Annotated in this window: 25 protein-coding genes; 15 read left to right on the top strand and 10 right to left on the bottom strand. The window is 71.7% G+C overall.

Translation table 11 applies throughout. The annotated features are described in order from the left end of the window. Window positions 1-159: 159 nt before the first annotated feature. From ACFVX6_RS07455 to ACFVX6_RS07440, 4 genes are all read left to right on the top strand, one after another. Window positions 160-681 (top strand): SigE family RNA polymerase sigma factor, encoded by a 522-nt coding sequence (locus ACFVX6_RS07455; RefSeq protein WP_389688918.1) that lies wholly within the window; start codon window positions 160-162, stop codon window positions 679-681. After that, window positions 678-1,568, top strand: a complete 891-nt coding sequence (locus ACFVX6_RS07450) for a hypothetical protein (RefSeq protein WP_389688917.1) — start codon at window positions 678-680, stop codon at window positions 1,566-1,568. The genes ACFVX6_RS07455 and ACFVX6_RS07450 overlap by 4 nt, the downstream gene beginning before the upstream one ends. Window positions 1,569-1,868: 300 nt before the next feature. Continuing rightward, window positions 1,869-2,804, top strand: coding sequence for a serine hydrolase (locus ACFVX6_RS07445; RefSeq protein ID WP_389688916.1), 936 nt, complete (start codon window positions 1,869-1,871; stop codon window positions 2,802-2,804). 57 nt (window positions 2,805-2,861) lie between these two features. Continuing rightward, complete coding sequence (locus tag ACFVX6_RS07440; protein WP_389688915.1) at window positions 2,862-4,700, top strand: NHL domain-containing thioredoxin family protein; 1,839 nt, start codon at window positions 2,862-2,864, stop codon at window positions 4,698-4,700. Between the two features lie 78 nt (window positions 4,701-4,778). Here the strand turns inward: ACFVX6_RS07440 and ACFVX6_RS07435 are convergent, their stop codons facing one another. The 5 genes from ACFVX6_RS07435 to ACFVX6_RS07415 all read right to left on the bottom strand — a co-directional run bounded on the left by ACFVX6_RS07435 (window position 4,779) and on the right by ACFVX6_RS07415 (window position 9,605). Continuing rightward, complete coding sequence (locus ACFVX6_RS07435) at window positions 4,779-6,077, bottom strand: M18 family aminopeptidase (protein ID WP_389688914.1); 1,299 nt, start codon at window positions 6,075-6,077, stop codon at window positions 4,779-4,781. Window positions 6,078-6,175: 98 nt separating this feature from the next. Then, window positions 6,176-6,916 carry a hypothetical protein gene (locus ACFVX6_RS07430; protein WP_389688913.1) on the bottom strand — a complete coding sequence of 247 codons (741 nt, stop codon included), beginning with the start codon at window positions 6,914-6,916 and terminating at the stop codon, window positions 6,176-6,178. A 178-nt stretch (window positions 6,917-7,094) separates the two neighbouring features. Next, a complete protein-coding gene (locus ACFVX6_RS07425) occupies window positions 7,095-8,921 on the bottom strand; it encodes an acyl-CoA dehydrogenase (protein ID WP_389689011.1) in 1,827 nt (608 codons plus the stop codon). Between the two features lie 67 nt (window positions 8,922-8,988). Continuing rightward, window positions 8,989-9,402, bottom strand: a complete 414-nt coding sequence (locus tag ACFVX6_RS07420; protein WP_389688912.1) for an ATP-binding protein — start codon at window positions 9,400-9,402, stop codon at window positions 8,989-8,991. Next, complete coding sequence (locus ACFVX6_RS07415; RefSeq protein WP_389688911.1) at window positions 9,399-9,605, bottom strand: hypothetical protein; 207 nt, start codon at window positions 9,603-9,605, stop codon at window positions 9,399-9,401. Before ACFVX6_RS07415 ends, ACFVX6_RS07420 begins: the two co-directional genes overlap by 4 nt. Window positions 9,606-9,724: 119 nt before the next feature. Here ACFVX6_RS07415 and ACFVX6_RS07410 point away from each other — a divergent pair, with 119 nt between their 5' ends. Genes ACFVX6_RS07410 through ACFVX6_RS07395 form a run of 4 tightly spaced genes read left to right on the top strand, consistent with a single transcriptional unit; the run spans window position 9,725 to window position 12,258 of the window. Beyond that, entirely contained in the window at window positions 9,725-10,576 is an 852-nt protein-coding gene (locus tag ACFVX6_RS07410; protein ID WP_389688910.1) for a helix-turn-helix domain-containing protein, read from the top strand. Next, complete coding sequence (locus tag ACFVX6_RS07405) at window positions 10,557-10,760, top strand: DUF397 domain-containing protein (protein ID WP_389688909.1); 204 nt, start codon at window positions 10,557-10,559, stop codon at window positions 10,758-10,760. Before ACFVX6_RS07410 ends, ACFVX6_RS07405 begins: the two co-directional genes overlap by 20 nt. 48 nt (window positions 10,761-10,808) lie before the next feature. Further along, the gene (locus ACFVX6_RS07400; protein WP_250738814.1) at window positions 10,809-11,270 is read left to right on the top strand and encodes an SseB family protein; all 462 of its coding nucleotides are present in this window, start codon (window positions 10,809-10,811) and stop codon (window positions 11,268-11,270) included. 28 nt (window positions 11,271-11,298) lie between these two features. Then, window positions 11,299-12,258: a helix-turn-helix domain-containing protein gene (locus ACFVX6_RS07395; protein WP_389688908.1), complete on the top strand. Its 960-nt coding sequence runs from the start codon at window positions 11,299-11,301 to the stop codon at window positions 12,256-12,258. A 14-nt stretch (window positions 12,259-12,272) separates the two neighbouring features. Here ACFVX6_RS07395 and ACFVX6_RS07390 read toward each other — a convergent pair whose 3' ends face one another. Continuing rightward, the gene (locus ACFVX6_RS07390) at window positions 12,273-12,710 is read right to left on the bottom strand and encodes a hypothetical protein (protein WP_389688907.1); all 438 of its coding nucleotides are present in this window, start codon (window positions 12,708-12,710) and stop codon (window positions 12,273-12,275) included. Window positions 12,711-12,954: 244 nt separating this feature from the next. Between ACFVX6_RS07390 and ACFVX6_RS07385 the strand changes: the two genes are divergently transcribed. The 5 genes from ACFVX6_RS07385 to ACFVX6_RS07365 all read left to right on the top strand — a co-directional run bounded on the left by ACFVX6_RS07385 (window position 12,955) and on the right by ACFVX6_RS07365 (window position 18,288). Next, the gene (locus ACFVX6_RS07385; RefSeq protein WP_389688906.1) at window positions 12,955-13,341 is read left to right on the top strand and encodes a hypothetical protein; all 387 of its coding nucleotides are present in this window, start codon (window positions 12,955-12,957) and stop codon (window positions 13,339-13,341) included. Between the two features lie 176 nt (window positions 13,342-13,517). Then, window positions 13,518-14,516, top strand: coding sequence for a pirin family protein (locus ACFVX6_RS07380; RefSeq protein WP_243330910.1), 999 nt, complete (start codon window positions 13,518-13,520; stop codon window positions 14,514-14,516). Window positions 14,517-14,795: 279 nt separating this feature from the next. Beyond that, entirely contained in the window at window positions 14,796-16,298 is a 1,503-nt protein-coding gene (locus ACFVX6_RS07375) for a peptidoglycan-binding protein (protein ID WP_389688905.1), read from the top strand. Next, entirely contained in the window at window positions 16,298-17,047 is a 750-nt protein-coding gene (locus ACFVX6_RS07370) for an ABC transporter ATP-binding protein (RefSeq protein WP_389689009.1), read from the top strand. The genes ACFVX6_RS07375 and ACFVX6_RS07370 overlap by 1 nt, the downstream gene beginning before the upstream one ends. An 80-nt stretch (window positions 17,048-17,127) precedes the next feature. Beyond that, the gene (locus ACFVX6_RS07365; protein WP_389689007.1) at window positions 17,128-18,288 is read left to right on the top strand and encodes an ABC transporter permease; all 1,161 of its coding nucleotides are present in this window, start codon (window positions 17,128-17,130) and stop codon (window positions 18,286-18,288) included. Window positions 18,289-18,293: 5 nt separating this feature from the next. Here the strand turns inward: ACFVX6_RS07365 and ACFVX6_RS07360 are convergent, their stop codons facing one another. Continuing rightward, window positions 18,294-19,199: an NAD(P)-dependent oxidoreductase gene (locus ACFVX6_RS07360; protein ID WP_389688904.1), complete on the bottom strand. Its 906-nt coding sequence runs from the start codon at window positions 19,197-19,199 to the stop codon at window positions 18,294-18,296. Between the two features lie 122 nt (window positions 19,200-19,321). Here ACFVX6_RS07360 and ACFVX6_RS07355 point away from each other — a divergent pair, with 122 nt between their 5' ends. Next, window positions 19,322-19,963 (top strand): TetR/AcrR family transcriptional regulator, encoded by a 642-nt coding sequence (locus tag ACFVX6_RS07355; protein ID WP_389688903.1) that lies wholly within the window; start codon window positions 19,322-19,324, stop codon window positions 19,961-19,963. Between the two features lie 40 nt (window positions 19,964-20,003). On the opposite strand, the gene ACFVX6_RS07350 is transcribed toward ACFVX6_RS07355, so the two are convergent. Both ACFVX6_RS07350 and ACFVX6_RS07345 read right to left on the bottom strand, forming a co-directional pair. Further along, a complete protein-coding gene (locus tag ACFVX6_RS07350) occupies window positions 20,004-21,047 on the bottom strand; it encodes an AI-2E family transporter (protein ID WP_389688902.1) in 1,044 nt (347 codons plus the stop codon). Between the two features lie 38 nt (window positions 21,048-21,085). Beyond that, the gene (locus tag ACFVX6_RS07345; protein ID WP_389688901.1) at window positions 21,086-23,296 is read right to left on the bottom strand and encodes a SpoIIE family protein phosphatase; all 2,211 of its coding nucleotides are present in this window, start codon (window positions 23,294-23,296) and stop codon (window positions 21,086-21,088) included. A 148-nt stretch (window positions 23,297-23,444) separates the two neighbouring features. Here ACFVX6_RS07345 and aspS point away from each other — a divergent pair, with 148 nt between their 5' ends. After that, complete coding sequence (gene aspS, locus ACFVX6_RS07340) at window positions 23,445-25,250, top strand: aspartate--tRNA ligase (RefSeq protein ID WP_274548656.1); 1,806 nt, start codon at window positions 23,445-23,447, stop codon at window positions 25,248-25,250. A gap of 117 nt (window positions 25,251-25,367) precedes the next feature. Here the strand turns inward: aspS and ACFVX6_RS07335 are convergent, their stop codons facing one another. Next, window positions 25,368-26,357, bottom strand: coding sequence for a LuxR C-terminal-related transcriptional regulator (locus ACFVX6_RS07335; RefSeq protein WP_389688900.1), 990 nt, complete (start codon window positions 26,355-26,357; stop codon window positions 25,368-25,370). Window positions 26,358-26,554 lie beyond the last annotated feature (197 nt).

The following is a 26,554-nucleotide window of genomic DNA, read 5'->3' as shown; positions in this document are numbered from 1 at the left end:
GCGTGCACACGGCGACGGAGGGGCCGAGGGAGATAACGCTTGGGTCACGGTCGGAGATCGCGTGCAGCAGTCGGGGAGCGGGCTCCGTCAGGTACGTCGGGGGAGCCAACGGGGCTTCGGGAGGGGTGCAGATGCGCAAGAGGCACGGGCCGGGTGGCCATGCGAACCGCTGACGTTCCCGCCTTCACGGCCTTCGTGCAGGCACGGTCCTCGGCACTGTTCAGGACCGCCCTGCTGATCACCGGCGAGCGGCACGTGGCCGACGACCTGGTGCAGTCCACGCTGGAGCAGGTGTGCCGACATTGGCGCAAGGTCCGCTCCGCCGACGCACCGGAGGCCTATGCGCGCCGGATCCTGGTGAACCTCGCGAACGACCGCTGGCGCAAGCTGCGCGGACGTGCGGAAGTCCCCCTGGACGACGGCATCGGGGGCGGGCACGTCGATCCGTACAAAGGGCTCGTGGTCCGTGACGAGTTGATGCGCGAACTGCAGTCCCTGCCGGTCGGCATGCGCACCGTACTGGTGCTGCGGTACTTCGAAGACCTCGACGACGCGGAGATCGGCCGCTTGATGAACATCTCGGCCGGCTCGGTCCGGTCCCAGGTGGCCCGGGGCCTGTCGAAGCTCCGGTCGACCGTCGGTACACAGGCACTGCGCGCAGGTTCGGAAGGGGCGGCATGAAGGACTTCGACCTGGAGGAGGAGCTGGCCGCGGCCATGCTCGACCGTGCACAGCAGGAACCGCCGCGCAGCTACGACGTGGACGGCCTCGTCGGGCGGGTGCGGCAGCGCAGGCGCCGCCTGCAGACGGGTGCGGCGGCGGCCGCGGTGATCGTGGCCCTGGGCGCCGGCTTCGTCGTCCAGGAGGGCCGGGACGGCACCTCGACGCCCGCACCGGCGGCGACCGCACCGCGTCCCGAGATGCCTCCCGCCCCCTCCCCCTCCCTGCGCGTCAAACTGCCCCCGATCGACCCGGCCCGGGCGATGAACACCCTGTTCCTCGCCGCCCTGCGCTACCAGAACCCGGCCACCCGCTCCCAGGTTGATCCGGCCGAGGTGGCGGCGCTGTTCGCCAACGAGCCCACGTACCGGCGGATCTGGGGCACCGACTCGCTCGGTGTGACCTGCGGCGAGGCGGTCGACGGCGTGCTGGTGCCGGGTCAGGTCCTGCTGTACCGGGGGACCGAGCCGCTCGACCGGGCCCCTTCCCTCACCTTCGACGGGACCACGGGTCTGGTGGTCGACCTGACCTGCGCGACGGGCTCCGGAGGCGGCAAGGGCGGTGACCCGACGGTGTCCGGCTTCTACGGCGGACTGGTGACGGCCGCCAAGTCCGGTGACTCCACGGCACGGGAGACGCTCGGGAAGCAGTTCGTGACCGCGAACCTTCGATCCGCCCAGGGCCCGACCGCCGGCACCTGTTCCCCCACTGCACCCCCCTTCTGGCTCGCCGACAACCCCTCGTCCGGAACCGTCACCCACGGATGGACCGTGAACCTCGGCGGCGCCTCCGCCTTCCCGATCGACATCGACGAGAACGAGAAGATCGCCAAATCCTGCGGCGGATGAGCCGCACCGCCGGCCGCGGCTGAACCGGCCGGCGGCACCGGACGACACCGGACTGCGCCCACACGGCGGCGCGTCCGAAGCCCCTGACACGCCTAGCGGCACCTGACACGCCTAGCTGCACCTGACAGGCCTAGCGGCACCTGACGGGCCTTGCCGCGCCCTGACGCGTCCGGCCGCACGCCGACAGGCCCTGCCGCACCCCGACACGCCCCGACACACGCCCCGGCATGCCCTGACGCGTCCTGATGCGCGCCGCGGGGCGATGTCCGCGTGCCCGGACCTCCGAAAGCGAGTGCCCGTATGAAGCGCCGGACACCCTTCTTCCTCCTCCCCGTGCTCGTGGGCGGCGCCCTGGTGGCCCACCTCACGACCCCCACCCCGGGCCTCGCCGAGGGCACGCCTCCCCGCCCCCTGCCGACGGCGACGGCGGCAGCGCCGACGGCCGCGGCCCCGACAGCGCCCGGCACGCCGCCGCCCCGGCCGGGACCCGCCCCCGCGGACACGGCGACTCCGGAGCAGGCCGTGCGCCGCGCGCTCGACGGGCTCGGCGCGCACCACGGCCGGTACGCGCTCGCCGTCGAGGACCTCACCTCGGGCCGAGCGGCCGCCTACGGCGCGTCCACCGAGACCTTCACCTCCGCGAGCATCATCAAGGTCGACATCCTGGCCGCCCTTCTCCTCCAGGCCCAGGACCGCGGGGTCCCGCTCACCTCCGCCCAGCGACGGCTGGCCGCGGCCATGATCCGCTTCAGCGACAACGACGCGGCGCAGGAACTCTGGGCCGGCATCGGCCGGCGCCAGGGTCTGGACGCGGCCAACGCCCGACTCGGACTCACCCCGGCACACGCCGGCCAGCGGGGCCCCTGGGGACTCACCCGAACCACGGTGGGTGACCAAATGGCCCTCCTGAAAGCCGTGTTCACGCAGAACTCCCCCTTGACCGCCGCATCCCGGTCCTACGTACGCACCCTCATGGGCGACATCGCCGCCGGGCAGAACTGGGGCGTCGGCGCAGCGGGAGCCCCCGGCGCCCGGCCCGTGCTCAAGAACGGCTGGCTCCCGACCGGGACACCCTCGCTGTGGGCCGTCAACAGCATCGGCCTCGTCGAGCGCGCGGGGCACACGCTGCTGGTCGCCGTACTCACCGATGGCCAGCCCACACGCGAGGCCGGCACCGCCCTCATAGAGCGCGCCGCGGCGACCGCGGCCGAGGCTCTGGCGGTGCGTACGCCCTGAGCAGGCGCTTCGTACCGGCGTGATCCTGCGTTCACAGGTGGATGGCAAGCTTGAAGCATGAACGATGCCGCCCCGGCGCCCACCCCTGCGCCCGCGCCCCGCCGACGTGCCCGTGTCCGTGCCCCCGAGCTGATCGGCAAGGGTGGCTGGCTCAACACCGGCGGGAAGGACCTGACCCTCGCCGACCTGCGAGGACGCATTACGATCCTCGATTTTTGGACCTTTTGCTGTGTGAACTGTCTGCACGTCCTCGACGAGTTGCGCGAGCTGGAGGAGAAGCACCGCGACACCGTCGTGATCGTCGGTGTGCACTCGCCGAAGTTCGTGCACGAGGCGGAGCACTCCGCCGTCGTCGACGCCGTCGAGCGGTACGGGGTGCACCACCCCGTGCTCGACGATCCCGAGCTCGCGACCTGGAAGCAGTACGCCGTCCGTGCCTGGCCCACGCTCGTGGTGATCGACCCCGAGGGGTACGTCGTCGCGCAGCACGCCGGGGAGGGGCACGCGCACGCCATCGCGAAGCTCGTGGAGGAGCTGGAGGCCGAGCACGAGGCCAAGGGGACGCTGCGGCGCGGGGACGGGCCGTACGTGGCGCCCGAGCCGGTGGCGGGTGACCTGCGGTTCCCCGGGAAGGCGCTCGTGCTGCCGTCCGGGAACCTGCTCGTCTCCGACACGACCCGGCACCAGCTGGTGGAGCTGGCTCCCGACGGGGAGAGCGTCGTACGGCGCATCGGTGGCGGGGAGCGGGGCTTCGGGCCGGGCTCCTTCAGCGAGCCCCAGGGGCTGGCGCTGCTGCCCGACGGGTCCGTCGTCGTCGCCGACACCGTCAATCACGCGCTGCGGCGGTTCGACCCCGGGACCGGGGCCGTGGAGACCGTCGCCGGGACCGGGCGGCAGTGGTGGCAGGGGTCCCCGACCTCCGGGCCGGCCCTCGACGTCGACCTGTCCTCGCCGTGGGACGTCGCCTGGTGGCAGGGCCGGGTGTGGATCGCGATGGCGGGCGTCCACCAGCTGTGGACGTGGGACCCCGAGAGCAACACCGTGGAGGTTGCCGCCGGGACGACCAACGAGGGGCTGCACGACGGTCCGGCCGCCGAGGCCTGGTTCGCCCAGCCGTCCGGGCTCGCGGCCACGGAGGACCGGCTGTGGATCGCCGACTCCGAGACGAGCTCGCTCAGGTACGTCGAGGCGGGCGACGACGGCTATGCCATCCGTACCGCCGTCGGCAGCGGGCTCTTCGACTTCGGGCACCGGGACGGCGACGCCGCGCAGGCGCTGCTCCAGCACCCGCTGGGCGTCACCGCGCTGCCCGACGGGTCGGTCGCGGTGTGCGATACGTACAACCACGCCCTGCGGCGCTACGACCCGGCGAGCGGGCAGGTCACCACCCTGGCGACCGACCTGCGCGAGCCCAGCGACGCCGTGCTGGTGGGTGACGACATCGTGGTGGTGGAGTCGGCCCGGCACCGGCTGACCCGGCTGCGGCTTCCCGAGGAGGCCGTACGGGTCGACGCGGTCGCCCACCGCACCCGGCGGGCCGCCACCGAGGTGGCCCCCGGCACGCTCCGGCTCGACATCGTCTTCCAGGCGCCGAGCGGCCAGAAGCTCGACACCCGTTACGGTCCCTCGACCCGGCTGCTGGTCTCCTCGACGCCGCCCGAGCTGCTGACGGCGGGGGAGGGGGCCGGGACCGACCTGTTCCGGGAGCTCGCGCTGAACCCGGAGCTGACCGAGGGCGTCCTGCACGTCTCCGCGATGGCCGCGTCCTGCGACGACGACCCGGAGAACGAGTACCCGGCCTGCCACGTCCACCAGCAGGACTGGGGCGTGCCGCTGAGCATCACCCCCGGCGGCGCGACCCGGCTGCCGCTGGTGCTGGCGGGGATGGACGACTGAGTCGCTGCGTCACCGTCACCGTGCCCGCCGGGGGAGGTTCCCCGGCGGGCACGGTCATGACGGTGTGATGGCGGCGGGTCAGTTCTCCAGGAACGCCAGCATGACGTTGGCCAGGAGGTACGGGTCGTCCGCGCCGCACAGTTCGCGGGCGCTGTGCATCGAGAGGATGGCCACGCCGATGTCGACCGTCTGGATGCCGTGGCGGGCCGCGGTGATCGGGCCGATCGTCGTGCCGCACGGCATCGAGTTGTTGGAGACGAAGGTCTGCCACGGGACGCCGGCGCGTTCGCAGGCGTTCACGAACACCGCGCGGCCGCTGCCGTCGGTCGCGTAGCGCTGGTTGACGTTGACCTTGAGGATCGGGCCGCCGTTGGCGCGCGGGTGGTGCGAGGGGTCGTGCCGCTCCGCGTAGTTGGGGTGCACGGCGTGGCCGGTGTCCGAGGAGAGGCAGATCGCGCCGGCGAAGGCCCGCGCGCGGTCCTCGTAGGAGCCGCCGCGCGAGAAGACTGAACGTTCCAGCACATTGCCCAGCAGGGGCCCGTCCGCGCCGGTGTCCGACTGCGAGCCGTTCTCCTCGTGGTCGAAGGCGGCCAGGACGGGGATGTGGTCGAGCGTGCCGGCCGTGGAGGCCGCGGCGAGCGCCGCGACGCCCGCGTGGACGGAGAGCAGGTTGTCCATGCGCGGGCCCGCGAGGAGTTCGCGGTCGCGGCCGAGGTAGGCCGGGGGCTCGATCGAATGGACCATCAGGTCCCATCCGGCGACGGAGCCGCGCTCGAGTTCTTCCTCGTCCTCCAGGAAGGCGATCAGGTCGCCTTCGTGGACGTCGCCGAGGCCCCAGATCGGCTGCATGTGCCGCTGCTTGTCCAGCTTGAGCCCGTCGGTGTTCACCGACCGGTCCAGGTGCACGGCGAGTTGGGGTACGCGCATCAACGCCCGGTCGATGTTGACGAGCCGTTCGGTGCCGTCGAGGAGGGTCAGCCGTCCGGCCAGGCCCAGGTCGCGGTCGAGCCAGGTGTTGAGCAGGGTGCCGCCGTAGATCTCCACGGCGATCTGCCGCCAGCCCTGGGTTCCGGTGTCGGGCAGCGGCTTGACCCGGAGGTTGGGGGAGTCGGTGTGCGCGCCGATGATCCGGAACGGGGTGTGCGCGGCCGCGCCCTCGGGCACGTACCAGGCGATGATCGCGCCGCCGCGGAGTACGAACTTGCCCCCCGTGCTCGCATCCCACGCGTCGGTCTCGGCCAACTGCCTGAATCCGGCCTTCTCCAGCCGCTCGGCCGCGTTGGCCACGGCGTGGTACTGCGACGGACTCGCCGCCAGGAAGGTCATCAGGTCGTCGGTGTGGCCGCGGTCGAAGCGGGCGGCGGCGGGAGAGCTCATGTGGGTCACCTTAACGACGGTCGTGTTCGTCATGGCCGGACTGCGGCGGATAGCCGGAGAAGGGGCCGCGGGGGTGTGGCCCGGGCCCCCGGGCTGTGTCAGCCCGGCGGACGGTCGAAGCGGCGCTGCAACTGCCTGCGCTCGCCCCGGCGGATGCGCGGGAGCATCTCCGGGGTCTGCGCGGAGCGCTGCGCGCGTCTCTTGCGTCCGGCGCAGAAGATACAGGCCTCACCGGGAGGGGCGTCGGGATCGATGGGTGCGCCCGGGTGCTCGGAGCAGCCGGAGGCGTTGCGCGGCCGGGACAGCTCGCGGGCCACGATGAAGGCCCGGTGCAGGTCGTCGGCCATCGCGACGAAGTCGTCGGGGGGCGAGGACAGGCTCAGGTGGAAGCGCCGCTCCTCGACCGTGCGCAGGCGGGTCTGCAGCGCCTGGAGCGTGTACGGGGGATCGGGTACGGGGTATCCGAGCCGGCGCTGCTCCCCGGCGGGCGGGGCGGCGGAGGCTGCCCGGGCGCCCTGCGCGCGCAGTCCGAGGCGGCGCCGGTCGTTGCAGATCAGGCAGCGCCCCCAGCCGTCGGGCGCTTCGGGGTCGAGGGCGCCGTTGGGGTGTTCCGGACAGCCGGTGTAGCTCTTGGCGGGGGCGAGCCCGGCGGCGGTCTGGAAGGCGGTGTAGAGGGCGTCGGCCACCGATTCGTACTCGGTGGGGTGGGCGCCCTCGTAGAGCTCCTTGAGGTGGTCTCCGAGGCTGCCCACGGCGGACTGCAGCTCCTTGAGGGCATAGGGCCGCCCGGTGGGGACCGAGTACCCCCTGCTGCCGCGCTGCTGCTCCTGTGGACTCATACCCACGAGCGTCCCACGAACCACCGACATCCCGGGAACCCCGCAGCCCACAGGCGGTACGGGGCTGCGGGGGAAGGCCGCCGCCGCGCGCACGCCGACGGCCGGGCCCCCGTGCGGAGGACCCGGCCGCCTGCGCGTACGTACACCGCGTACAGCTGGGGGATGGAGGTTACGGGGCCTAGAAGGCGGCCTCGTCGAGCTCCATCAGGGTGTTGTCGACGGCCTCGGCGAGCGCGCGGGCCACCGCGACGCCCGGGAGGACCTCGCCGGCGAAGAACTTCGCCGCCGCGATCTTGCCGGTGTAGAACGGCACGTCCTTGGCGGAGGCGGCCGGCAGCTTCTCGGCGGCCACGGCCGCGCCCTTGAGGAGCAGGTAGCCGACGACCACGTCACCGGAGGCCATCAGCAGCCGGGTGGTGTTCTGGCCGACCTTGTAGATGTTCTTGACGTCCTCGCCGGTGGCGGTGAGGTCGACGACCATCTGGCCGACGATGGCTTCCAGGTCGACGGCCGCCTTGGCGAGCGCGTCGCGGGCCGGGGCGAGGTCCTCGCCGCCGGGGCCCTCGGCCAGGAACTTCTTGACCGTCTCGGTGAGGACGTTCAGGGCGGCGCCCTGGTCGCGGACGATCTTCCGGAAGAAGAAGTCCTGGCCCTGGATGGCCGTGGTGCCCTCGTAGAGGGTGTCGATCTTGGCGTCGCGGATGTACTGCTCGATCGGGTATTCCTGCAGGTAGCCCGAGCCGCCGAAGGTCTGGAGCGACTGCGCGAGCTGCTCGTAGGACTTCTCGGAGCCGTAGCCCTTCACGATCGGCAGGAGCAGGTCGTTGAGGCCCACGAGGGACGCGGTGTCCTCGCCGGCGGCCTGCTTGACCTGGATCTCGTCCTGGACGGAGGCGGTGTACAGGACCAGGGCGCGCATGCCCTCGGCGTACGCCTTCTGCGTCATGAGCGAGCGGCGCACGTCGGGGTGGTGCGTGATGGTGACCTTGAGGGCCGTCTTGTCCATGAAGTTGGCCAGGTCCGGACCCTGCACGCGCTCCTTGGCGTACTCCAGGGCGTTCAGGTAGCCGGTCGACAGCGTCGCGATGGCCTTCGTGCCGACCATCATCCGGGCGAACTCGATGATCATGAACATCTGGCGGATGCCGTCGTGCTTGTCACCGATGAGCCAGCCCTTGGCGGGGTGCTGGTCGCCGAAGGTCATCTCGCACGTGTTGGAGGCCTTGAGGCCCATCTTGTGCTCGACGTTCGTCGCGTAGACGCCGTTGCGCTCGCCCAGCTCGCCGGTCTCCCAGTCGAAGTGGAACTTCGGGACCAGGAAGAGGGACAGGCCCTTGGTGCCCGCGCCGTGGCCTTCGGGGCGCGCGAGGACGTAGTGGAGGATGTTCTCCTCCATGTCGTGCTCGCCGGAGGTGATGAAGCGCTTCACGCCCTCGATGTGCCAGGAGCCGTCGTCCTGCTGGACCGCCTTGGTGCGGCCGGCGCCGACGTCCGAGCCGGCGTCCGGCTCGGTGAGGACCATGGTGGAGCCCCAGCGCTTCTCGACCGCGAGCGCGGCGATCTTCTTCTGGACCTCGTTGCCCTCTTCGAAGAGGACGCCGGCGAACGCCGGGCCGGAGGAGTACATCCACACGGCCGGGTTCGCACCCAGGATCGTCTCGGCGAAGGCCCAGATCAGGGAGCGGGGCGAGGTGGTGCCGCCGATCTCCTCGGGCAGGCCCAGGCGCCAGTACTCGGAGTCCATGAAGGCCTTGTAGCTCTTCTTGAAGGACGCCGGGACGGGCGCGGTGTTCGTCGTCGGGTCGAAGACCGGCGGGTTGCGGTCGGCGTCCTCGAAGGAGGCGGCCAGCTCGTTCTCGGAGAGCTTGGCGATCTCGCTGAGGATCGTCTTGGCGGTCTCGGTGTCCATCTCACCGAACGGGCCAGTGCCGTAGACGTTGTCGCGGCCGAGTACCTCGAAGAGGTTGAACTCGATGTCGCGGAGATTCGACTTGTAGTGCCCCATGGCGACGGCTCCGTTAAGGCTCGGTGAGAGTGGTTCCTCGTGCATACCAATCGGTAACGTAATGATGCTACCCACCGGTAATAAGAGCAACCCTTCCGTGGCGACTGTGACCAGGGTCAAGTTCGAGCTCGCACCAGACGGTCTTGCTCCCGGGCCCCTTGATGACGCCCCATTGCAGCGCCAGCGCGTCGAGCAGGGCTAGACCCCGCCCGGATTCGTCGCCGTCTGTGGGGTGTCGCCTTACGGGCCATGCGTGCGGGGCGGGGTCGGTGAGCTCGACCCGCGTACGGGCTGCCCTTCCGGTGATCCGCAGCGTGACGGGCGTGCCTTCGCCCAGGTGGGCGAGGGCGTTGGTGAGCAGCTCGCTGACGCAGAGCTCGGCGTCGGGGGAGGCCCCGGGCCCCAGGTGCTCCCGCACTGCGTGGCGGGCCAGGGGGACGGCGCCGGGGGTGGCGAGCAGTCGGAGCGTGAGGCTGTTCATGGCGTGGCCAGGGCGTTGGCGAGGCGCTGCGCGGTGGCGGGGTTGCAGTTGCCGAGGGCGATGAGGGGTGGATTCGTGTACCGCCCGGCGTAGGAGAGGAGGTGGAGGTCGAGGGAGGGGAGCGTGATGCCGTGCCCTGCGAGGGCGGCTCGGAGGTTGTCCAGGGCCTGGGTCGCCTCGTGGTCGTGGGGGTGGTCGCTCATGACGGAGCCGGCCTTTCGCAGCGGGGAGTGACGAACTGCTCACAGCGTGGCGTGGCCGGGCGTAGCTTTGGAAGAGTTTCGAGTTCCGCTGGACAAGTGGCAAATGGCGGTGGTGGGTTGTGCCCGCTCGTAAGGACCCCGACGCTTCGGCGAACGTCCCCTCCTTCTATGGCGCCGAGCTGCGCTACAAACGGGAATCGGCTGGTCTCACGCTGGAACAGCTGGCGGAGGGCAGCTTCCGGGGGGTGCCGTTCCTGAGCCAGATCGAGCACGGCGAGCGGCGCATGCCGCTGGATCTGGCCCGGCACGTGGACGGGAAGCTGGGCACGGACGGGTTTTTCGAGCGGCGCTGTGAAGATGCGCGCAAGGCGAGGCAGTCCGGGCATGCGGAGTACTTCGCCGACGTCGCGGAGATGGAGCCGTACGCGGAGACCATCGAGGAGTGGGCTCCGATGCTCGTCCCCGGCCTGTTGCAGACACCCGCTTATGCGCGGGCGCTCACGCGGGCAGCGATGCCCCGGGCCCTCGATAGCGAGGTTGAGGAGAAGGTACGAGCCCGTGTCGCGCGGGCTCAGCTGTTCAAGGGCGAGTCGCCCCCGGCGTACTGGGTGGTAATGGACGAGTCGCTCATCCGGCGGCGGGTGGTTCCTGCGGGAGGGATGGCCGAGTTGCTGGACCACATTGCGAACGTGGTCAGAACCACTCGTTCCATTCTGCAGATCGTTCCGGAAAACGCTGCGGCCCATCCGTTCATGATGGGCATGGCCAAGGTGATGACCTTCGTGGATGCGCCACCCGTCGTGTACACCGAGAGCCTGCACAGCGGACAACTCATCGACTTTCCGGCCCTCGTGAAGGACTACCGCAGGTCGTACGATCTGCTCAGGGCTGTCGCGCTGTCACCTGAGGCGTCCCTGGCGAGGATCGACGCAGCTGCAGAGGACTTCAGAAATGGCAAGCACCGCGATTGACTTGACGTCCGCCTGCTGGCGCAAGAGCAGCTTCAGCAACGGCACCGGCGGTGACTGCGTCGAGGTGGCCGACGGCCTGACCGGCGTCGTCCCCGTTCGGGACTCCAAGGTGCAGGACGGGCCCGTCCTGGTGATCGGTGCCACGGCCTGGCACGGCTTCGTGCAGGGGCTGAAGTCCCACTGACCGGAACTCGACGTCCCGGCGGCCTGCCACCTCGGTAGGCTTCGGGCCATGTACGGCTATGACCAGAACGTGAGCGCGGGGCAGCAGGGCTACGCCCAGCCCCAGCAGGGCTACGCGCAGCAGCCTCAGCAGCCGCTGTACCCCGAGCCCTCGCCGCCCTCCCTCGCGGACGCGGTACGCGCCTTCACGACCGGGTCGCTGTCCGCCGAGGACTTCCAGCAGATCTTCGCCTCCTCGAAGGTCTACTGCCCGCGCGGCGACACCCCGGGTTTCCTCGCGCTGCACAACACGCAGCAGCCGGTCATCCCGATGTTCACCACGCTCAAGGAGCTGCGCCGGTACGCCGGCAAGGAGTCCAAGTACTTCGTGATCACCGGCGCCGAGGTGATCGACCTGCTGCCCACCGGCTACGGCTTCGTCCTCGACATGGAAGGCGACCACCGGATGGTCTTCGACGCGAAGGCGGTCGAGCAGATGGTCGACTTCGCCATGCGCCGCATGTACGGCTAAACACCGAGAGCCGGGTCGGGGGGCGGACATGCTGCGCGTGCACTTCGAGGCCGAGGACCTGCTCAACGTCACCTTCGCGAGCGAGCCCCTGCCCTTGGTGGAGCTGGCCCTCGCGCTCGTCGCGGCGCAGCGGACGGACCAGCAGGCGGTTTTCGGCCGCTGGCGGAGCCTCGCCGCGCGGGACCTGCCCGGGCGGGTGCGGCCGCTTTTCGACCTTCTTCGCCCCGACGGCGACAACCCCCACTTCGTGGAGCCGTACGCACGGAGCCTGGAGGAGGGCCTCACCGTCATCCGGGACCGGGTCTCCTTCCTCACCCCGGAGGGGCTGGCCCGCGCCGCCACCCGCGCGCCCGGGTCCCCGTCCTGGCTGCGCGCCCTGTGGGGGCAGGACCGGGAGGCCTGGGAGCAGCTCGACTCCGCGATCCGGTCCGCGTACGACGTGCTCATCGCCCCGCAGTGGCCGCGCATCCGGCAGTCCTTCCAGGCGGACGTGGCCTGGCGGACCCGGTTGCTGGCCGCGCACGGGATCAAGGCCTGCCTGGCCAGTACCCACGTGGCGGCCGACTGGTCGGGCCTGGTCTTCGAGGTGGACCGGCCGCCGGACTACGAGGTCCGGCTCGGCGGGCGGGGGCTGGTGCTGATGCCCTCGCCGTTCTGGACGGGCCGCCCGCTGCTGGACGACCACCCGGACGGGACGTACGTACTCCTCTACCCGGCGCTCACCCCCCTGCCGCTGGTGTCCCCGGACCGGGCGGAGGGCGCGCTGGACGCGCTGCTGGGGCGGACCCGGGCGGCGGTGCTCCAGCTGCTGATCGAGCAGCGGACCACCTCCGAGCTGGCCCGCGACCTCGACATCAGCCTCCCTTCGGTCTCGGAGCACACCCGCACCCTGCGCGCGGCCGGCCTGATCACCACGGCCCGGGACGGCAAGGCGGTCCTGCACTCGGCGACCGCGCTGGGCGTGGACCTCCTCCACAGCGGCGGCTGAGCGTTTCCGTCGTGTCAGGAGCGGTGGCGGAGCCGCCAGAAGACCGCCGCCACCGCGGCCAGTGCCAGGGCGAGGGCGCCGTACGTCCACAGGACGGCGAGGTCGGGGCGGTGGGCCAGGGAGGTCCGGATGCCCCCGACGGACAGGGCGCCGATTGCCTGGGCACCGCCCTCCAGGCCCTTGAACCCCGTCGACCAGCGCAGCAGCAGGCAGCAGGCCAGGCAGAGGACGCCCCAGGTGGCGAGGTAGGGCCACGGTGAGCCGGGGAGCGGTTCCAGCGGGAGGCCGGTGGCCGGCCACCGGAAGAAGGCGTACCCGACGGCCACGACCACGGCCGTGACGGCGGCGGACCAGCCCAGTGCCGCGAGCGCGGCCCGCGGGTTCGCGGGCTCGGTGGCCACCTCCGCGCCGGGCTGCGGCGTGCCGTCGGCCTCGTTCGTCGAGGTGGTCACTGATCGGGCTCCTGTCGTGCGGCTGCGCCGGTCCGTAGGGATCGACGATGTCGATCATGAGGACGCCCGTCCGGGGCCTCTGGTTGTCCCGGGCATGACCGCTCTCCCCGGACCGGGCGGTCCCGGCGCCGAGCGCAGGTTTCGGCGGTACCCGAAAGGATCGCGGCGGCGGCCGGGAGTCCCGAGTATCAGTGCTGCGGGGGAACCACGGGGGGTCCTCCGCACCACCTACGAGGAGGCAGAGATGGCTCGCACGTCGATCCGTACGACGCTCGCCGCAGTGGCGGCCACGGGAATGCTGGCGCTGGGTACGGGGGTCCTGGCGGCAGCACCCGCGCAAGCCGCGGACGGTGACCGGTGGCACGGGTGTCCGTGGGAGGCGGTCTGCATCTACCCGCAGGACGCGGGTTGGAACAACGACCGCCCGTCGGCCGTCTACTGGGACGGCGTCTATCAGCTCTACAACCAGGAGGGCTGGCACTTCGTGGTCAACAACCAGAGTGACAAGTGGGTCGACCGGCTCTGCTACGACTCCTGGGGCAACAACTGCGACTCCTACGTCCAGCCGGCCGGCACGACGTGGATGGTCAACCTCAGCCCCATGAACTCGATCAAGCTCAGCGCCCACTAGCCCCGGCCGGTTCGGGGCCCGCCCCCGGGCCGTTCGGGGGCGGTGCTGGTGGCGGGCTCTGGTGCCCGGTCGGATCCTGAGACCCCGGGGGAATTCCCCCGGGGTCTTCTCTGTTCTGTCGGGTGGCAGAAAGTTCGGGTTTCAACTAAACTCGACGCCAGAAGGAGGTTCCGACCATGCCTGCAGTGACTGTGGAGAACCCGTTGACGCTCCCGCGCGTCGGGGAGCCGGCCCAGGAGACGACCGCCCGCAAGGTGCTGGCCGTCACGACCGCCCCGGGTGGCTTCGAGGGCGAGGGATTCCCGGTGCGCCGTGCGTTCGCCGGGATCAACTACCAGTACCTCGACCCGTTCATCATGATGGACCAGATGGGCGAGGTGGAGTACGCCCCGGGCGAGCCCAAGGGCACCCCCTGGCACCCCCACCGCGGCTTCGAGACCGTCACCTACCTGATCGACGGAACCTTCGTCCACCAGGACAGCAACGGCGGCGGCGGCGTCATCAACGGCGGCGACACCCAGTGGATGACGGCCGGCAGCGGCCTGCTGCACATCGAGGCCCCGCCGGAGTCGCTCGTGGTGTCCGGCGGGCTCTTCCACGGCCTCCAGCTGTGGGTGAACCTCCCCGCCTCCGACAAGATGATGCCCCCGCGCTACCAGGACATCGGCGGCGGCCAGGTCCAGCTGCTCTCCACCCCGGACGGCGGCGCCCTGCTCCGCGTCATCGCCGGCGAGCTGGACGGCCACCAGGGCCCCGGCATCACCCACACCCCGATCACGATGATCCACGCGACGGTCGCCCCCGGCGCGCAGATCACCCTCCCGTGGCGCGAGGACTTCAACGCCCTGGCGTACGTACTGGCCGGGCGCGGCTCGGTCGGCGAGGACCGTCGGCCCATCCACACCGGACAGACCGCGGTCTTCGGCGAAGGCGGCTCGCTGACCCTGCGGGCGGACGAGGGCCAGGACTCCAACGCGCCCGCGCTGGAGATCGTCCTGCTCGGCGGGCAGCCGATCCGGGAGCCGATGGCGCACTACGGGCCGTTCGTGATGAACAGCAAGCACGAGCTGCAGCAGGCGTTCGACGACTTCCAGGCGGGCCGACTGGGCCGCATCCCCACCACCGAGCGCACCGGCCTCGGCCACCGCGGCACGGGCGAGGCCGCGGAGGACTGACCCCCGCCCCCTGTGCTCGAGCCCGTACGACGAAGCCCCTGGCCACCGGCCCGGGGCTTCGTCGTGCAGTGACGATCACGGAAGAACAGCCGCAGGATCATGGCCGGAACTTGATCGTCTCGGGCCGATGAGACGGTGGACGCACCCTCAACCGCGCCATATTCTTTGGGCGCTCGGCCCGGAAGGCGCCGGCAGACCCGTGCCCCGGTCGGCCTCTGGCGGAGCCGCCGGGCGAGGCCGGAGCGCTCGTGCCGACTCGCGATGCGAAGAAGGACACGGATGGCGCAGGAACTGGGCACGACGACCGACGTGGCTCGGCTGAGCCTCCCGGAGTCCGACTTACCCGAAACGGCCGAGGCTACGAGCGGTACGTCCGGTCGCCGCCGACGCCGTTGGGTGGTGGCCGTGGCCATCGGCGCCGTGGTCACCACGCTCGGGGGGCTGGGTGCGACGGTGCTGGTGAAGTCGCCGGCGCAGGTCGCCGCGGACGCCGCTGCGCCCCGGCCCGACGTGCTGACCGCGACGGTGGAGCACCGGGTGCTCACGTCGTCCGTCATCACTCGCGGCCAGGTCGTCGCGGGCCAGACGGTCGAGGTGATCCCCCAGGTGACCGCCGGGGTGGGTGCCGCACGCCCGGTGATCACCAAGCTGCGGGTGCGGCCCGGGGACACGGTGAAGGCCGGGCAGGTCCTGATGGAGGTCTCCGGGCGGCCCGTGTTCGTGCTGGAGGGCAGCCTGCCCGTCTACCGCGACCTGAGCCCGGGCGCCACGGGCGACGACATCGCTCAGCTGCAGAAGGCGTTGAAGGCACTCGGCCACTCCTCGACGCCCGACGCCGCGGGCAGTTTCGGTGCCGGTACGAAGGCTGCGCTCAACTCCTTCTACAAGGCCGTGGGTTACAGCCCGGTGTCCGCGAACGGCGTCGAGGGCGACCCGGTCGCGGAGGCCCGGAGCCAGGTCGTCGCAGCCGAACGCGCCCTGGAGGACGCCCGGAGTGCGCAGGCGGAGGCTTCCGAGCCGGGGGAGAAGCCGGGCTCCGAGGCGGCGGCCGCCACCCGTGGCGACGGCGGGAAGGCCGTGCGCAGGGCGAAGGAGGACCTGGCCGAGGCGAAGAAGAAGCTCACCGCCGCGGAAGCGGCCGCCGGGCCGAAGCTGCCCGCGGCCGAGGTGGTGTTCCTGCAGAGCTTCCCGGCCCGGGTGGACTCGGTGGTCGCGAAGGTGGGCGCCGAGGCGACCGGTACCGCCATGACGCTGTCCGCGGGCAGGCTGGTGGTGCAGGCCTACGTCCCCGAGCACCAGAAGGACCTCATCCAGGCGGGGCGTGCGGCCGAAATCTACTCCGAGGTGACCGGCCTGTCCGCGAAGGGCGAGGTCACGCTCGTCTCCGACGAGCGCTCCGAGCCCGGCTCCTCGACCGGACAGGCGAAGCCCGGCGCGCCCGCGCCCGCGCCGGGTGGCCAGGGAGCGACCGGGTGGCTCGTGGAGATCACCCCCAGTGAGCCGCTGAAAGCGGAACTGACCGGCCAGGACGTACGCGTCACCGTCGCCGCGGCGTCCACGGACGGCAAGTCGCTCGTCGTACCGATCACCGCGATCAGCTCCGGGGCCGACGGCCGGACCACCGTGACCGTGCTGGACGAGAGCGGGGAGCGGCGCCGGGTGGAGATACGGGCGGGCACGGCGGGGGACGGCTTCGTGGCCGTCACCCCCGTGGTGGACCGCTCGCTGGCGGGGGGCGACCGGGTGATCACCGGAGTCGCGCGCGCGAAGGCTTCCCCGTGATGGAGTCCGAGCCGGTCATCGAGTTCCGCGGGATCGGGCTCACCTACCCCGGGCCGCCCCCCGTGGCCGCCCTCAAGGCCTGCGATCTGACCGTCGGGCGGGGCGAGTTCGTCGCCGTCGTCGGTCCGTCGGGTTCGGGGAAGTCCACGTTCCTCAACATCGTCGGACTGCTGGACGCGCCCACCGGCGGCACCTACCTGCTGGACGGCATCGACACCGGCACCCTCCGGGACGCCGACCGCACCGCCCTGCGCGGGCTGCGCATCGGGTTCGTGTTCCAGTCCTTCCATCTGCTGCCCCAGCGCAGCGCGTTGGAGAACGTCACGCTCGCCCTGGTCTACGACGGCACCCCGCGCCGGGAGCGGCGCGCCCGCGCCCGCCACGCGCTGGAGCAGGTCGGTCTCGGCCATCGCATCGAGGCGCTGCCCACGCGGCTGTCCGGCGGAGAACGCCAGCGGGTGGCCATCGCCCGCGCGCTGGTCACCCGGCCGTCCCTGCTGCTGTGCGACGAACCGACCGGAAACCTCGACACGGCGAACGCCGATTCGGTACTGGCCCTGTTGGAGAGGCTGCACGCGGACGGCATGACGGTCCTGGTGATCACCCACGATCCGCTCGTCGCCGCCCGTGCCAAGCGCACGGTGACGATCCGGGACGGAGTGCTGAGCGTCTCGGACGTGGCCGCGTCCGGGTCGTCCGCGTCCGGGTCGTCCGCGTCCGGGTCGTCCGCGTCCGGGTCGTCCACGTGAGGCGGCGCACGCGGCGTGACAGCCGTATTCGGCCCTCCGTGTTCGGCTGGCGCGACGTGCTCTCCGAGTCCCTCGCCGGCATGCTCCAGCGGCCGGGCCGCTCGGCGCTGACCGCCCTCGGCACGGTGCTCGGCGTGGGCACGTTCGTGGCGATCCTCGGGCTGACCGCCACCACCTCGTCACAGATCGACACCCGGTTCAACGCCCTCAGCGCGACCGAGGTGACCGTCGAGGACATCGCCCGCGAACGGGACGAGTTCGCCGGGCCCGCCTTCCCGAAGGACGCCGACGCACGGATCGAGAGCCTCAACGGGGTCGAGTACGCAGGGGTGTTCTGGCCGGTGAGGCTGTCGGCGGAGGAGGCCGTACGGTCCTCCGCGGTGGTCGGGGACCGCCTCGCCCAGGGTGCCACCGACGTCGTGGCCGCCTCGCCCGGGGTGCTCGCCGCGGCGGGCGCCCGCCTGGCCGAGGGAAGGCTCTACGACGCCTACGCCTCGGACCAGGAGGCGCCGGTGGCCGTCATCGGTACGGGAGTTGCCGACCGGCTCGGCATCACCACGCTGGAGACGAACCCGGCGATCTTCATCGGCGGCCGGCCGTTCACCGTCATCGGCATCGTCGCCGACACGGAACGCAAGGCCGACCTGCTGATGTCGGTCGTCGTACCCCGCACCACGGCGGAACGGATCTGGGGCGAGCCCGACTCCGGCGGAGCGAGGATGCTGGTCACGACCAGGCTCGGCGCGGCCCGGCAGATCGGGCACGAGGCCCCGACGGCGCTGCGCCCCGACCATCCGGAGTACTTCAAGGTCGTTCCGCCGCCCGACCCCAAGATGCTCCGGGGCCAGGTCGGCGACGACCTGAACCGGCTGTTCCTGCTGCTGGCGGTCATCTGCCTGGTGATCGGCGCCGTCGGCATCGCCAACACCACCCTGGTCGCCGTCCTGGAGCGCACGGGAGAGATCGGCCTGCGCCGGGCCCTTGGCGCACGCGGCCGCCACATCACCGTGCAGTTCCTCGCGGAGTCCGGAGCGCTCGGCGCGCTGGGCGGCCTCGTCGGGACCTCCCTGGGCGTCCTGACCGTGGTGATGGTCGCCGTGGTCCGCGACTGGACCCCGGTGGTGCACCCGGCGACGGCGGCAGCGGCACCGGTCATCGGACTGGCGACGGGCCTCCTCGCCGGCCTCTACCCCGCATGGCGCGCGGCGCGCATCCAGCCGGCGGAGGCCCTGCGCCGCTGACCCCCTCAGGCTGCCGGGGCCGCCCCGCTCAGCAGACCGATCAGTCGCGAGCTGCTGTCGGCGCCGAAGCCCGCGGCGACTCCGCGCCGGTACAGGTCGGCGTGCGCCGTCAGGATCCCGGTGTCCACCCCGGAGTCGGCCGCGGTGTGCAGGACGTGCTCCACGCTCGCCGCGCACATGGTGAGGCGCTGGTGCGTGCCCTCGTGCGCGTCCGCGTCGATCAGCGGGGCGGAGCCCTCGTAGAAGCCGCGCATGGTGTCGGCCGTGTAGCCGGCGTACGGCACGATGTCCGCGGCCGTCAGACCGTTGGCCCGCGCCACGGCGAGGGCCTGGTACCAGCCGGTGTACGCGGTCCAGAACATGATCATGTTGAGCTGGTAGTAGAGCTGCGCGTACCCGGCGTCGGCGCCCCGGTAGTCGGTGGCGGCGAGCACGTCGAGCGCCGCGCGGTGCGCCGCGTAGACCTCCTCCGGGCCGCTGATGAAGACGGACGAGCCCTCCCGGCCGATGCCGGACGGCGGGACGTTGACCCCGCCGGTGAGGTACGAGGCCCCGCGCTCCTGCGCCCAGCGGGCGGCCGCCCGGGCCTTGTCGGGCACGTCGGAGGACAGGTTGGCCAGGACCCGGCCGCCGAGGTCGGCGTCTCCGAGGGCCGTGTACATGGCGTCCACGTCGATGAGGCTGAGCACGGTCAGCCCGCTCGCGGCGACCGCGTCGGCGGCACTGCCGGCCCGCCGCGCACCGCGCGCCACGAGCTCGGTGTCCTTGCCGGGGCTGCGGTTCCAGACGGTGACCTCGTACCCGGCGTCCAGGTAGGCGGCGGCCATGGCGCGGCCCATGGGGCCGAGTCCGACGACGCTGACGGTGGCTGTGGCGGCGGTGGGTGTCGTTCCGGTCGTGACCTGGTTCATGGCAGAGCTCTCCTCGGTGCGCGGGTCCGCTTCTAGAACGAACGCTCTATCCAGCGCTCGGAACGAACGTAGCACGCACTAGAACGAACGCTCTATCTAGATCCCGAGGTATGGTTCCCTCCATGGCAGCAGCAGAGGTGAAGACGGCGGACGGACTCGGGACGCGGGAGCGGCTGGTCCGCACCGCCTCGCGCCTCCTCCAGCACGGCGGGTACGAGAACACGCCGGTCAAGCAGCTCGTCCGCGAGGCGGAAGCCACCCTCGGCTCGCTCTACCACTTCTTCCCCGGAGGCAAGCAGGAGCTCGCGGTCGCCGCGATCCACTTCGGCGACGAGGAGTTCGCCGAGGCCCTCCGCTTCGGGCTGTCCGCCCACGCGGACCCGGCGCGCGCCGTGGAGGCCGTCACGGAGCTGCTCGCCGAGGCGCTCGAAGCGTCCGACTGGCGCGACGGCTGCCCCGTGACGACCACGGCGCTCGAATCGGTCGGCCGCCTGCCGGAGCTCCAGGCGGCCTGCGCCCAGGCCTTCGCGAACTGGCAGGAGCTCGTCGCCGCGAAGCTACTGGCCTGCGGCCACCCGGAGGCGGAGGCGCGCGAGCTGGCGGTCACCGTGATCAACACCCTGGAGGGCGCCGAGATGACCTCCCAGGTCACCCGGAGCCGCACCCCGCTCCTCCTGGCGGGCCGTCACCTGTCGCGCCTGGTCTCCTCGTACGCCCCGTACGCCCCGTACGCCACTGGAACCGCGCCGGGACGATCGGACTGATCAGCAGGCCGCCGCCCGGGAGCGGTCGGGGGACTGGGGCTCAGGCCTCCGCCGCGTACCGGGAGCGCAGCTCCGAGACCACTCCGAAGAAGGCTGCGGTCAGCGGTACGGCCAGCAGCATCCCGAGGATGCCGGCGACGCTCGCCCCGGCCGTGATCGAGAGCATCACCACCGCCGGGTGCATCTGCACGGTGCGGCTCTGCACCATGGGCTGGAGGATGTACCCCTCGATCATCTGGACCGCGAGCACCACGCCCAGCGCCCACAGGCCGATCACCCAGCCGCGGTCGGCGAGGGCGACGAGGACGGCCACGGCGCCGGAGAGGAAGGCGCCGAGGTAGGGGATGTAGGCGGTCACGAACACCAGCGCGGCCAGCCCCACGGCGCCCGGGACCCGCAGGATCAGCAGGCCCGCGCCGATGAGCACGGCGTCGACCAGGGCCACGAAGGTGGTCCCGCGCATGAAGCCCTCGACGGCTTCGTACGCGCGCCGCCCCATCGCCTCCATCAGGTCGCCCGAGCGGCTCGGCACCATCGAGCGCAGGGTGCCCACGGCCCGGTCGGAGTCGCGGAGGAAGAAGAAGATCAGCACCATGGCCAGCAGGGCCGTCGCGAGCATCGCCGCGACCACGCTGAGCCCGGTGACCACGCCCGAGGCGGCCGTCCCGCCGAACTTGGTGAGCAGCTCCTTGGAGTTCTCGGCCACGTCCTCCAGGGAGGTGCCGAGCGCCCCGAAGTGCTTCGCGAGGTCCTCGCCGGCCTTCCGCAGGGAGTCGATGATCTGGTCGCCGGTCTCGATGAGCGCGAGGACCACGATGTAGCCGGCCCCGCCGACCACGGCGGCCACGGTGAGGCAGGTGAGGGCCGCGGCGAGCGAGCGGTCGACCTTCATGGCGACCAGCCGCCGGTGCATCGGCCCGAGCAGGGCCGTGCCGAGCACGGCGAGCAGGACGGGCGTGACCACCGTGCGGAAGACCGTGCACAGCCACACGACGAGGGCGAGCACTGCGGTGACGAGGAGGACGACGACGCACCAGGCGGCGAGTCGGCGTACGGGCTCGGGCAGCAGGGGGGTTGTCGGCACGGCTCATACAAACACGGCCGGGGCCCGCCGCCCGGAGGTCAGTCCAGCGGGTCGGTTTGGGGTTTGGAACGTTCGTTCAGTACGAACCACGTGGACTTGCCCTCGCCGCGCGGGTCGACGCCCCAGTCGTCCGCCAGCATCTCCAGCAGCAGGACGCCCCGCCCGCTCGACGCCATCTCTCCCGGGTGGCGCTTGTGCGGCAGCTCGTCGGAGGCGTCCGCCACCTCCAGCCGCAGCCGGCGCGAGCCGAGCTCGCCCACCGCCTCTGCGATCAGCAGCGCGTCCCCGTCCGTGTGGACCAGTACGTTCGTCACCATCTCGGAGACCATCAGCACCGCCGCGTCGACCTGCTCCGGGTCCGCCCAGTCGTGCAGCAGCTCCCGGATCTGCTGGCGGACCCCCGCGACCCGCTCCGGCTCCGCCTGGGCGACGGTCGTCATCGTGCGCCGGGCCGGCCGCGACGGGTGCAGCAGCGGGGTCTCGCAGCCGCAGCCCTCGCCCTCGCGGCAGAGCAGGACGACGGCGATGTCGTCCTCGCGCCGGTCGGCCAGCGGACCGGTGGTGTGGTGGGAGGACGGGCCGTGCACCGCCTGGACCAGCAGGTCGGCCAGCCGTTCCAGGTGGCGCGGCTCCGGGTCCGCGTCCTGCGCGGCGTAGGGGGTCTGCGACTCCAGGATGGCCCGCAGCCGGGCCCAGCCCGTGTCGAGGTCGTGCCCGCCCGTCTCGATCAGCCCGTCGGTGCAGAGCATCATCGTCTCGCCGGGTTCCAGGGTGAACCGCGTCGTCGGGTAGTCGGTGTCCGGCACGATGCCGAGGGGCAGCCCGCCCGCCGTGGGCCGCATCAGGACCGTGCCGTCGGCCATCCGCACCGCCGGATCGGGGTGCCCGGCGCGGGCCACCTCGAGCAGGCCGGTCTGCGGATCGCACTCCACGTACAGGCAGGTCGCGAAGCGCGGGCTCGTGAAATCGGAGTCCCCGCCGCCCCCGCCCGTGCCCGGGCGGCCCGTGTCCGAGCCCGTGTCCTGCTCCGAGCACAGGCCCGCCAGGAAGCGGGAGGCGCGCGAGAGCACCGCGTCGGGCCGGTGGCCCTCGGAGGCGTACGCGCGCACCGCGATCCGGAGCTGGCCCATGAGGCCGGCCGCCCGGACGTCGTGGCCCTGGACATCGCCGATGACCAGCGCGAACCGTCCCGACGGCAGCGGGATCATGTCGTACCAGTCGCCGCCGACCTGGAGCCCGCCGCCGGTCGGCACGTAGCGCGCGGCCAGCGTCATCCCGGGGATCTCGGGGCCGAGCTGCGGCATCATCGACCGCTGGAGGCCCGTGGTGAGCTCCCGCTCGGATTCGGCCACGCCGGCGCGCTGGAGCGCCTGCGCGAGCATCCGGGCCACCGTCGTCAGGACGGAGCGCTCGTCGGGGGAGAAGGACACCGGGTGCTTGAACGCGGCCATCCAGGCGCCCATGGTGCGTCCCGCGACGATCAGCGGCAGGAAGGCCCAGGAGATCCGGCCGAAGCGCTGGGCGAGGGGCCAGGTGGCCGGAAAGCGCCGCTTGTAGTCCTCCGGGCTCGGGAGGTAGATCGCCCGGCCGGTACGGACGACCTCCGCGGCCGGGTAGTCGGTCTGCAGCGGCATGTCGGCGAAGGGGCCCTCGTCCCCGGGATCGTGCCCGTGGTGCCCGATGATCGACAGCCGGTCGCCGGACACCCCGAAGACGGCCAGCCCGTCGGGGATGAACCCGGGCATGGAGAGGGAGGCGGCGACCCGCAGCACCTCGGCGGTGGAGCGGGCCTCGGCCAGCGCCCGCCCGGCGTCCAGCAGGAACGCCTCGCGCGAGCGGCGCCAGTCGCCGGTGATGGGGGTGTGCACGGCCGTGGTGCCGGGCTGGGCCTCGGCTATTTCCTGGATGGTGCCGATCAGCTCGTAGTCGAGGCGGCCGTCCGCGGCGCGGTTCTCCAGCGGCTTCGAGCGGCTCCGTACGGTGCGCAGCACGCGCCCGTCCTCGTCCATGATCCGCAGCCGGGCCTCGGCGAGGGTGCCCTCGGCGACCGCGAGGTTCACGATGCCGTTGATCTCGTTCCAGTCCACCGGGTGGAAGCGCGAGCGCACGGCGACCTCGGGAAGCGCGACGGGCTCGGCGGGCAGCCCGAGCAGCCGGGCGGCCTCGCTGTCGAGGGTGACCGTCCCGGACGCGTTGTCCCATCGCCACAAACCGGTCGCGATGGCGGCCAGGACGTCCTCTGTGCGCACCCGGTCATCTTTACAGGTCATCCGCCTGACGTGCCTGTTCGCCACCCCGGCGGGACCCCCGGCGAGCGGGCCCGCACGGGCTCCCGCCCCGGACGGTAACCTTGGGACGGTTGAATCCACCCTGGTATCACGTAGAACTGGATGACTGATGCATCGGTACAGGTCCCACACGTGCGGCGAGCTTCGTGCCTCCGACGTCGCCTCCGACGTCCGGCTGAGCGGCTGGCTGCACAATCGTCGAGACCTGGGCGGCATCCTCTTCATCGATCTGCGTGACCACTACGGCATCACGCAGCTCGTCGCCCGTCCCGGCACGGCCGCGAACGAGGCGCTCAGCAGCGTCACCAAGGAGACCGTCGTCCGCATCGACGGCAAGGTCGTCTCCCGCGGCGCGGACAACGTCAACCCCGAGCTCGCCACCGGCGACATCGAGGTCGAGGTCACCGCGGTCGAGGTGCTCGGCGCTGCCGCCCCGCTGCCCTTCACCATCAACACCGACGACGGGGTGAACGAGGAGCGCCGCCTGGAGTACCGCTTCCTCGACCTGCGCCGCGAGCGCATGCACCGCAACATCATGCTGCGCTCGGCCGTCATCGCCTCCATCCGCTCCAAGATGGTGGCCCTCGGCTTCAACGAGATGGCGACCCCGATCCTCACCGCGACCTCCCCCGAGGGCGCCCGTGACTTCGTGGTCCCGTCCCGCCTGAACCCGGGCAAGTTCTACGCGCTCCCGCAGGCGCCGCAGCAGTTCAAGCAGCTGCTGATGATCTCCGGCTTCGACCGGTACTTCCAGATCGCGCCCTGCTTCCGCGACGAGGACGCCCGCGCCGACCGTTCGCCGGGCGAGTTCTACCAGCTCGACGTCGAGATGTCCTTCGTCGAGCAGGAGGACGTCTTCCAGCCGATCGAGCGGCTGATGACGGAGATCTTCACCGAGTTCGGCAAGGGCCGCCCGGTCACCTCCCCGTTCCCGCGGATCCCCTTCCGCGAGTCGATGATGAAGTACGGCAACGACAAGCCCGACCTGCGTTCCAAGCTGGAACTCGTCGACATCACCGACGTGTTCGAGGGCTCGGAGTTCAAGGCGTTCGCCGGCAAGCACGTGCGCGCCCTGGCCGTCCCGGACACCGCCGCCCAGCCGCGCAAGTTCTTCGACGGCCTCGGCGAGTACGCGATCTCGCTGGGCGCCAAGGGCCTGGCCTGGGTCCGCGTGGGCGAGGACGGCGGCCTGACCGGCCCGATCGCCAAGTTCCTCACCGAGGAGAACGTCAAGGTCCTCACCGAGCGCCTCGGTCTGGCCGCCGGTCACGCCGTGTTCTTCGGCGCGGGCGAGTTCGACGAGGTCTCCAAGATCATGGCGGGCGTCCGCGTCGAGGCCTCCAAGCGCGCCGGGCAGTTCGAGGAGGACGTCTTCCGCTTCTGCTGGATCGTCGACTTCCCGATGTTCGAGGCGGACGAGGAGACCGGCAAGATCGACTTCTCCCACAACCCGTTCTCCATGCCGCAGGGCGGCATGAAGGACCTGGAGGAGAAGGACCCGCTCGACATCCTGGCGTGGCAGTACGACATCGTCTGCAACGGCATCGAGCTGTCCTCCGGCGCCATCCGCAACCACGAGCCCGAGGTCATGCTGAAGGCCTTCGAGATCGCCGGTTACGAGGCCGAGACCGTCGAGCGCGAGTTCGCGGGCATGCTCCGCGCGTTCCGCCTCGGCGCCCCGCCGCACGGTGGCATCGCCCCGGGCGTGGACCGCATCGTGATGCTGCTCGCCGACGAGCCGAACATCCGCGAGACCATCGCCTTCCCGCTCAACGGCAACGCGCAGGACCTGATGATGGGCGCGCCCACCATCCTGGAGGAGTCCCGCCTGCGCGAGCTGAACATCGCGCTGCGCAAGCCGGTCGAGACGAAGAGCTCGGAGCCGGTCGAGAAGGCCGTCAAGCCCCACCAGTAGGCCGTTGAACGCGAAGGGGCCCGGGATCCGTACGGATCCCGGGCCCCTTCGCGTGTGAAGGCCCTCCCGGCCCTCCCGGCCCTCCCGGCCCAGCCGGCCCGGCCGGGTCAGAGTCAGTCAGAGCCAGCCGCGCCTGCCCGCCTCCAGCCCGGCCTCGAAACGGCTGCTCGCCCCAAGCCGTTCCATCAGCCCCGCCATCTGCCGGCGGACGGTACGCAGGGAGAGGCCCAGCCGCTTGCCGGCCGCCTCGTCGGTGAGCCCGCCGGCGAGGAGTTTGAGCAGTTCCCGTTCGGTCGCGTTGAGTTCCTCGTCGTCGGCGCGGCTCCGGGTGTCCGCTCCCAGCGGCACGGCAGCCTGCCAGGCCCGCTCGAACAAAGAGACCAGCGAGCTCACGATGCCGGGCGAGGTGGTGCACAGGGCGCCCGCCCGGCTGTTGTCGGGGTCCACGGGGACCAGAGCGGTGGTCCGGTCGACGACGAGCAGCCTGGGCGGCACGATCGGGCTGGTGCGCACCTCGCCGCCCAGATCCGTCATCCAGCGCGCGTAGGCGTGGGTGGCGGGATCGTTGCGCGCACTGTCCTGGTAGAGCGTCCTCATCACCACCCCCCGGGCCAGCAGGACCTCGTCCAGCGGGCGTGACGCGTCGAGGGCCGCCTGCGACTGCGCACCGCCCGGCATGATGGACAGGCATTCCTCGCGGAGGTCGCGGGTCAGCTCGCGCAGCCGGTCCTGGACGGAGTCCAGTCCGACGAGCCGCTCGAAAGCGTCCACCTCCCGCTCCGGCCGGGCCGCTTCGAGCCCGGCCACCAGCCGCGCCACGGCCTCCTTGCCGCGCACCAGTTCCTCCTGCCGGCGCAGCACCTCGGCTTCCTGCCGGCGCAGGATCATCTCCAGGCCGATGTCCGGGCTGACCGCACGCAACGCTCCCGGTACGTCCCGGGAGGGCTGGAGCAGCTCCAGATCGATCAGCCGGTCCAAGCCGGCGCGTACTTCCGCCTCCGGGAGCCCCAGCAAGAGGCACAACTCGGCTACTCCTGCGGTCGGTTCCTCCAACAGCCCTCGGTAGACCGCTTCCACGGACCGGCCCAGGCCCAGTACTTCCAACATGTCGATTCCCCCCCAACAAAGCCACCGCGGGACAACATCCTTCAGATGTCGCGCGGTGGGATTCCTCCCCGCACCGATTGTCCTTGCCGGGGAAGGGGATCTGCAAGATCAATAAGGTGGGGGGTGGGGGGGCGGGGTGTTGAGGCGGGCTTGGAGCCGCCGGCCGGACAGGCGGGCGGGATGGGGGGGAGGTGTGG

The organism is Streptomyces sp. NPDC058289 (assembly GCF_042880975.1).
In the GTDB taxonomy this organism is placed as follows: Bacteria; Actinomycetota; Actinomycetes; order Streptomycetales; family Streptomycetaceae; genus Streptomyces; species Streptomyces stoeckheimensis.
The sequence above is the reverse complement of the archived record's forward strand: the minus strand, read 5'-3'. Positions and strand labels throughout refer to the sequence as shown.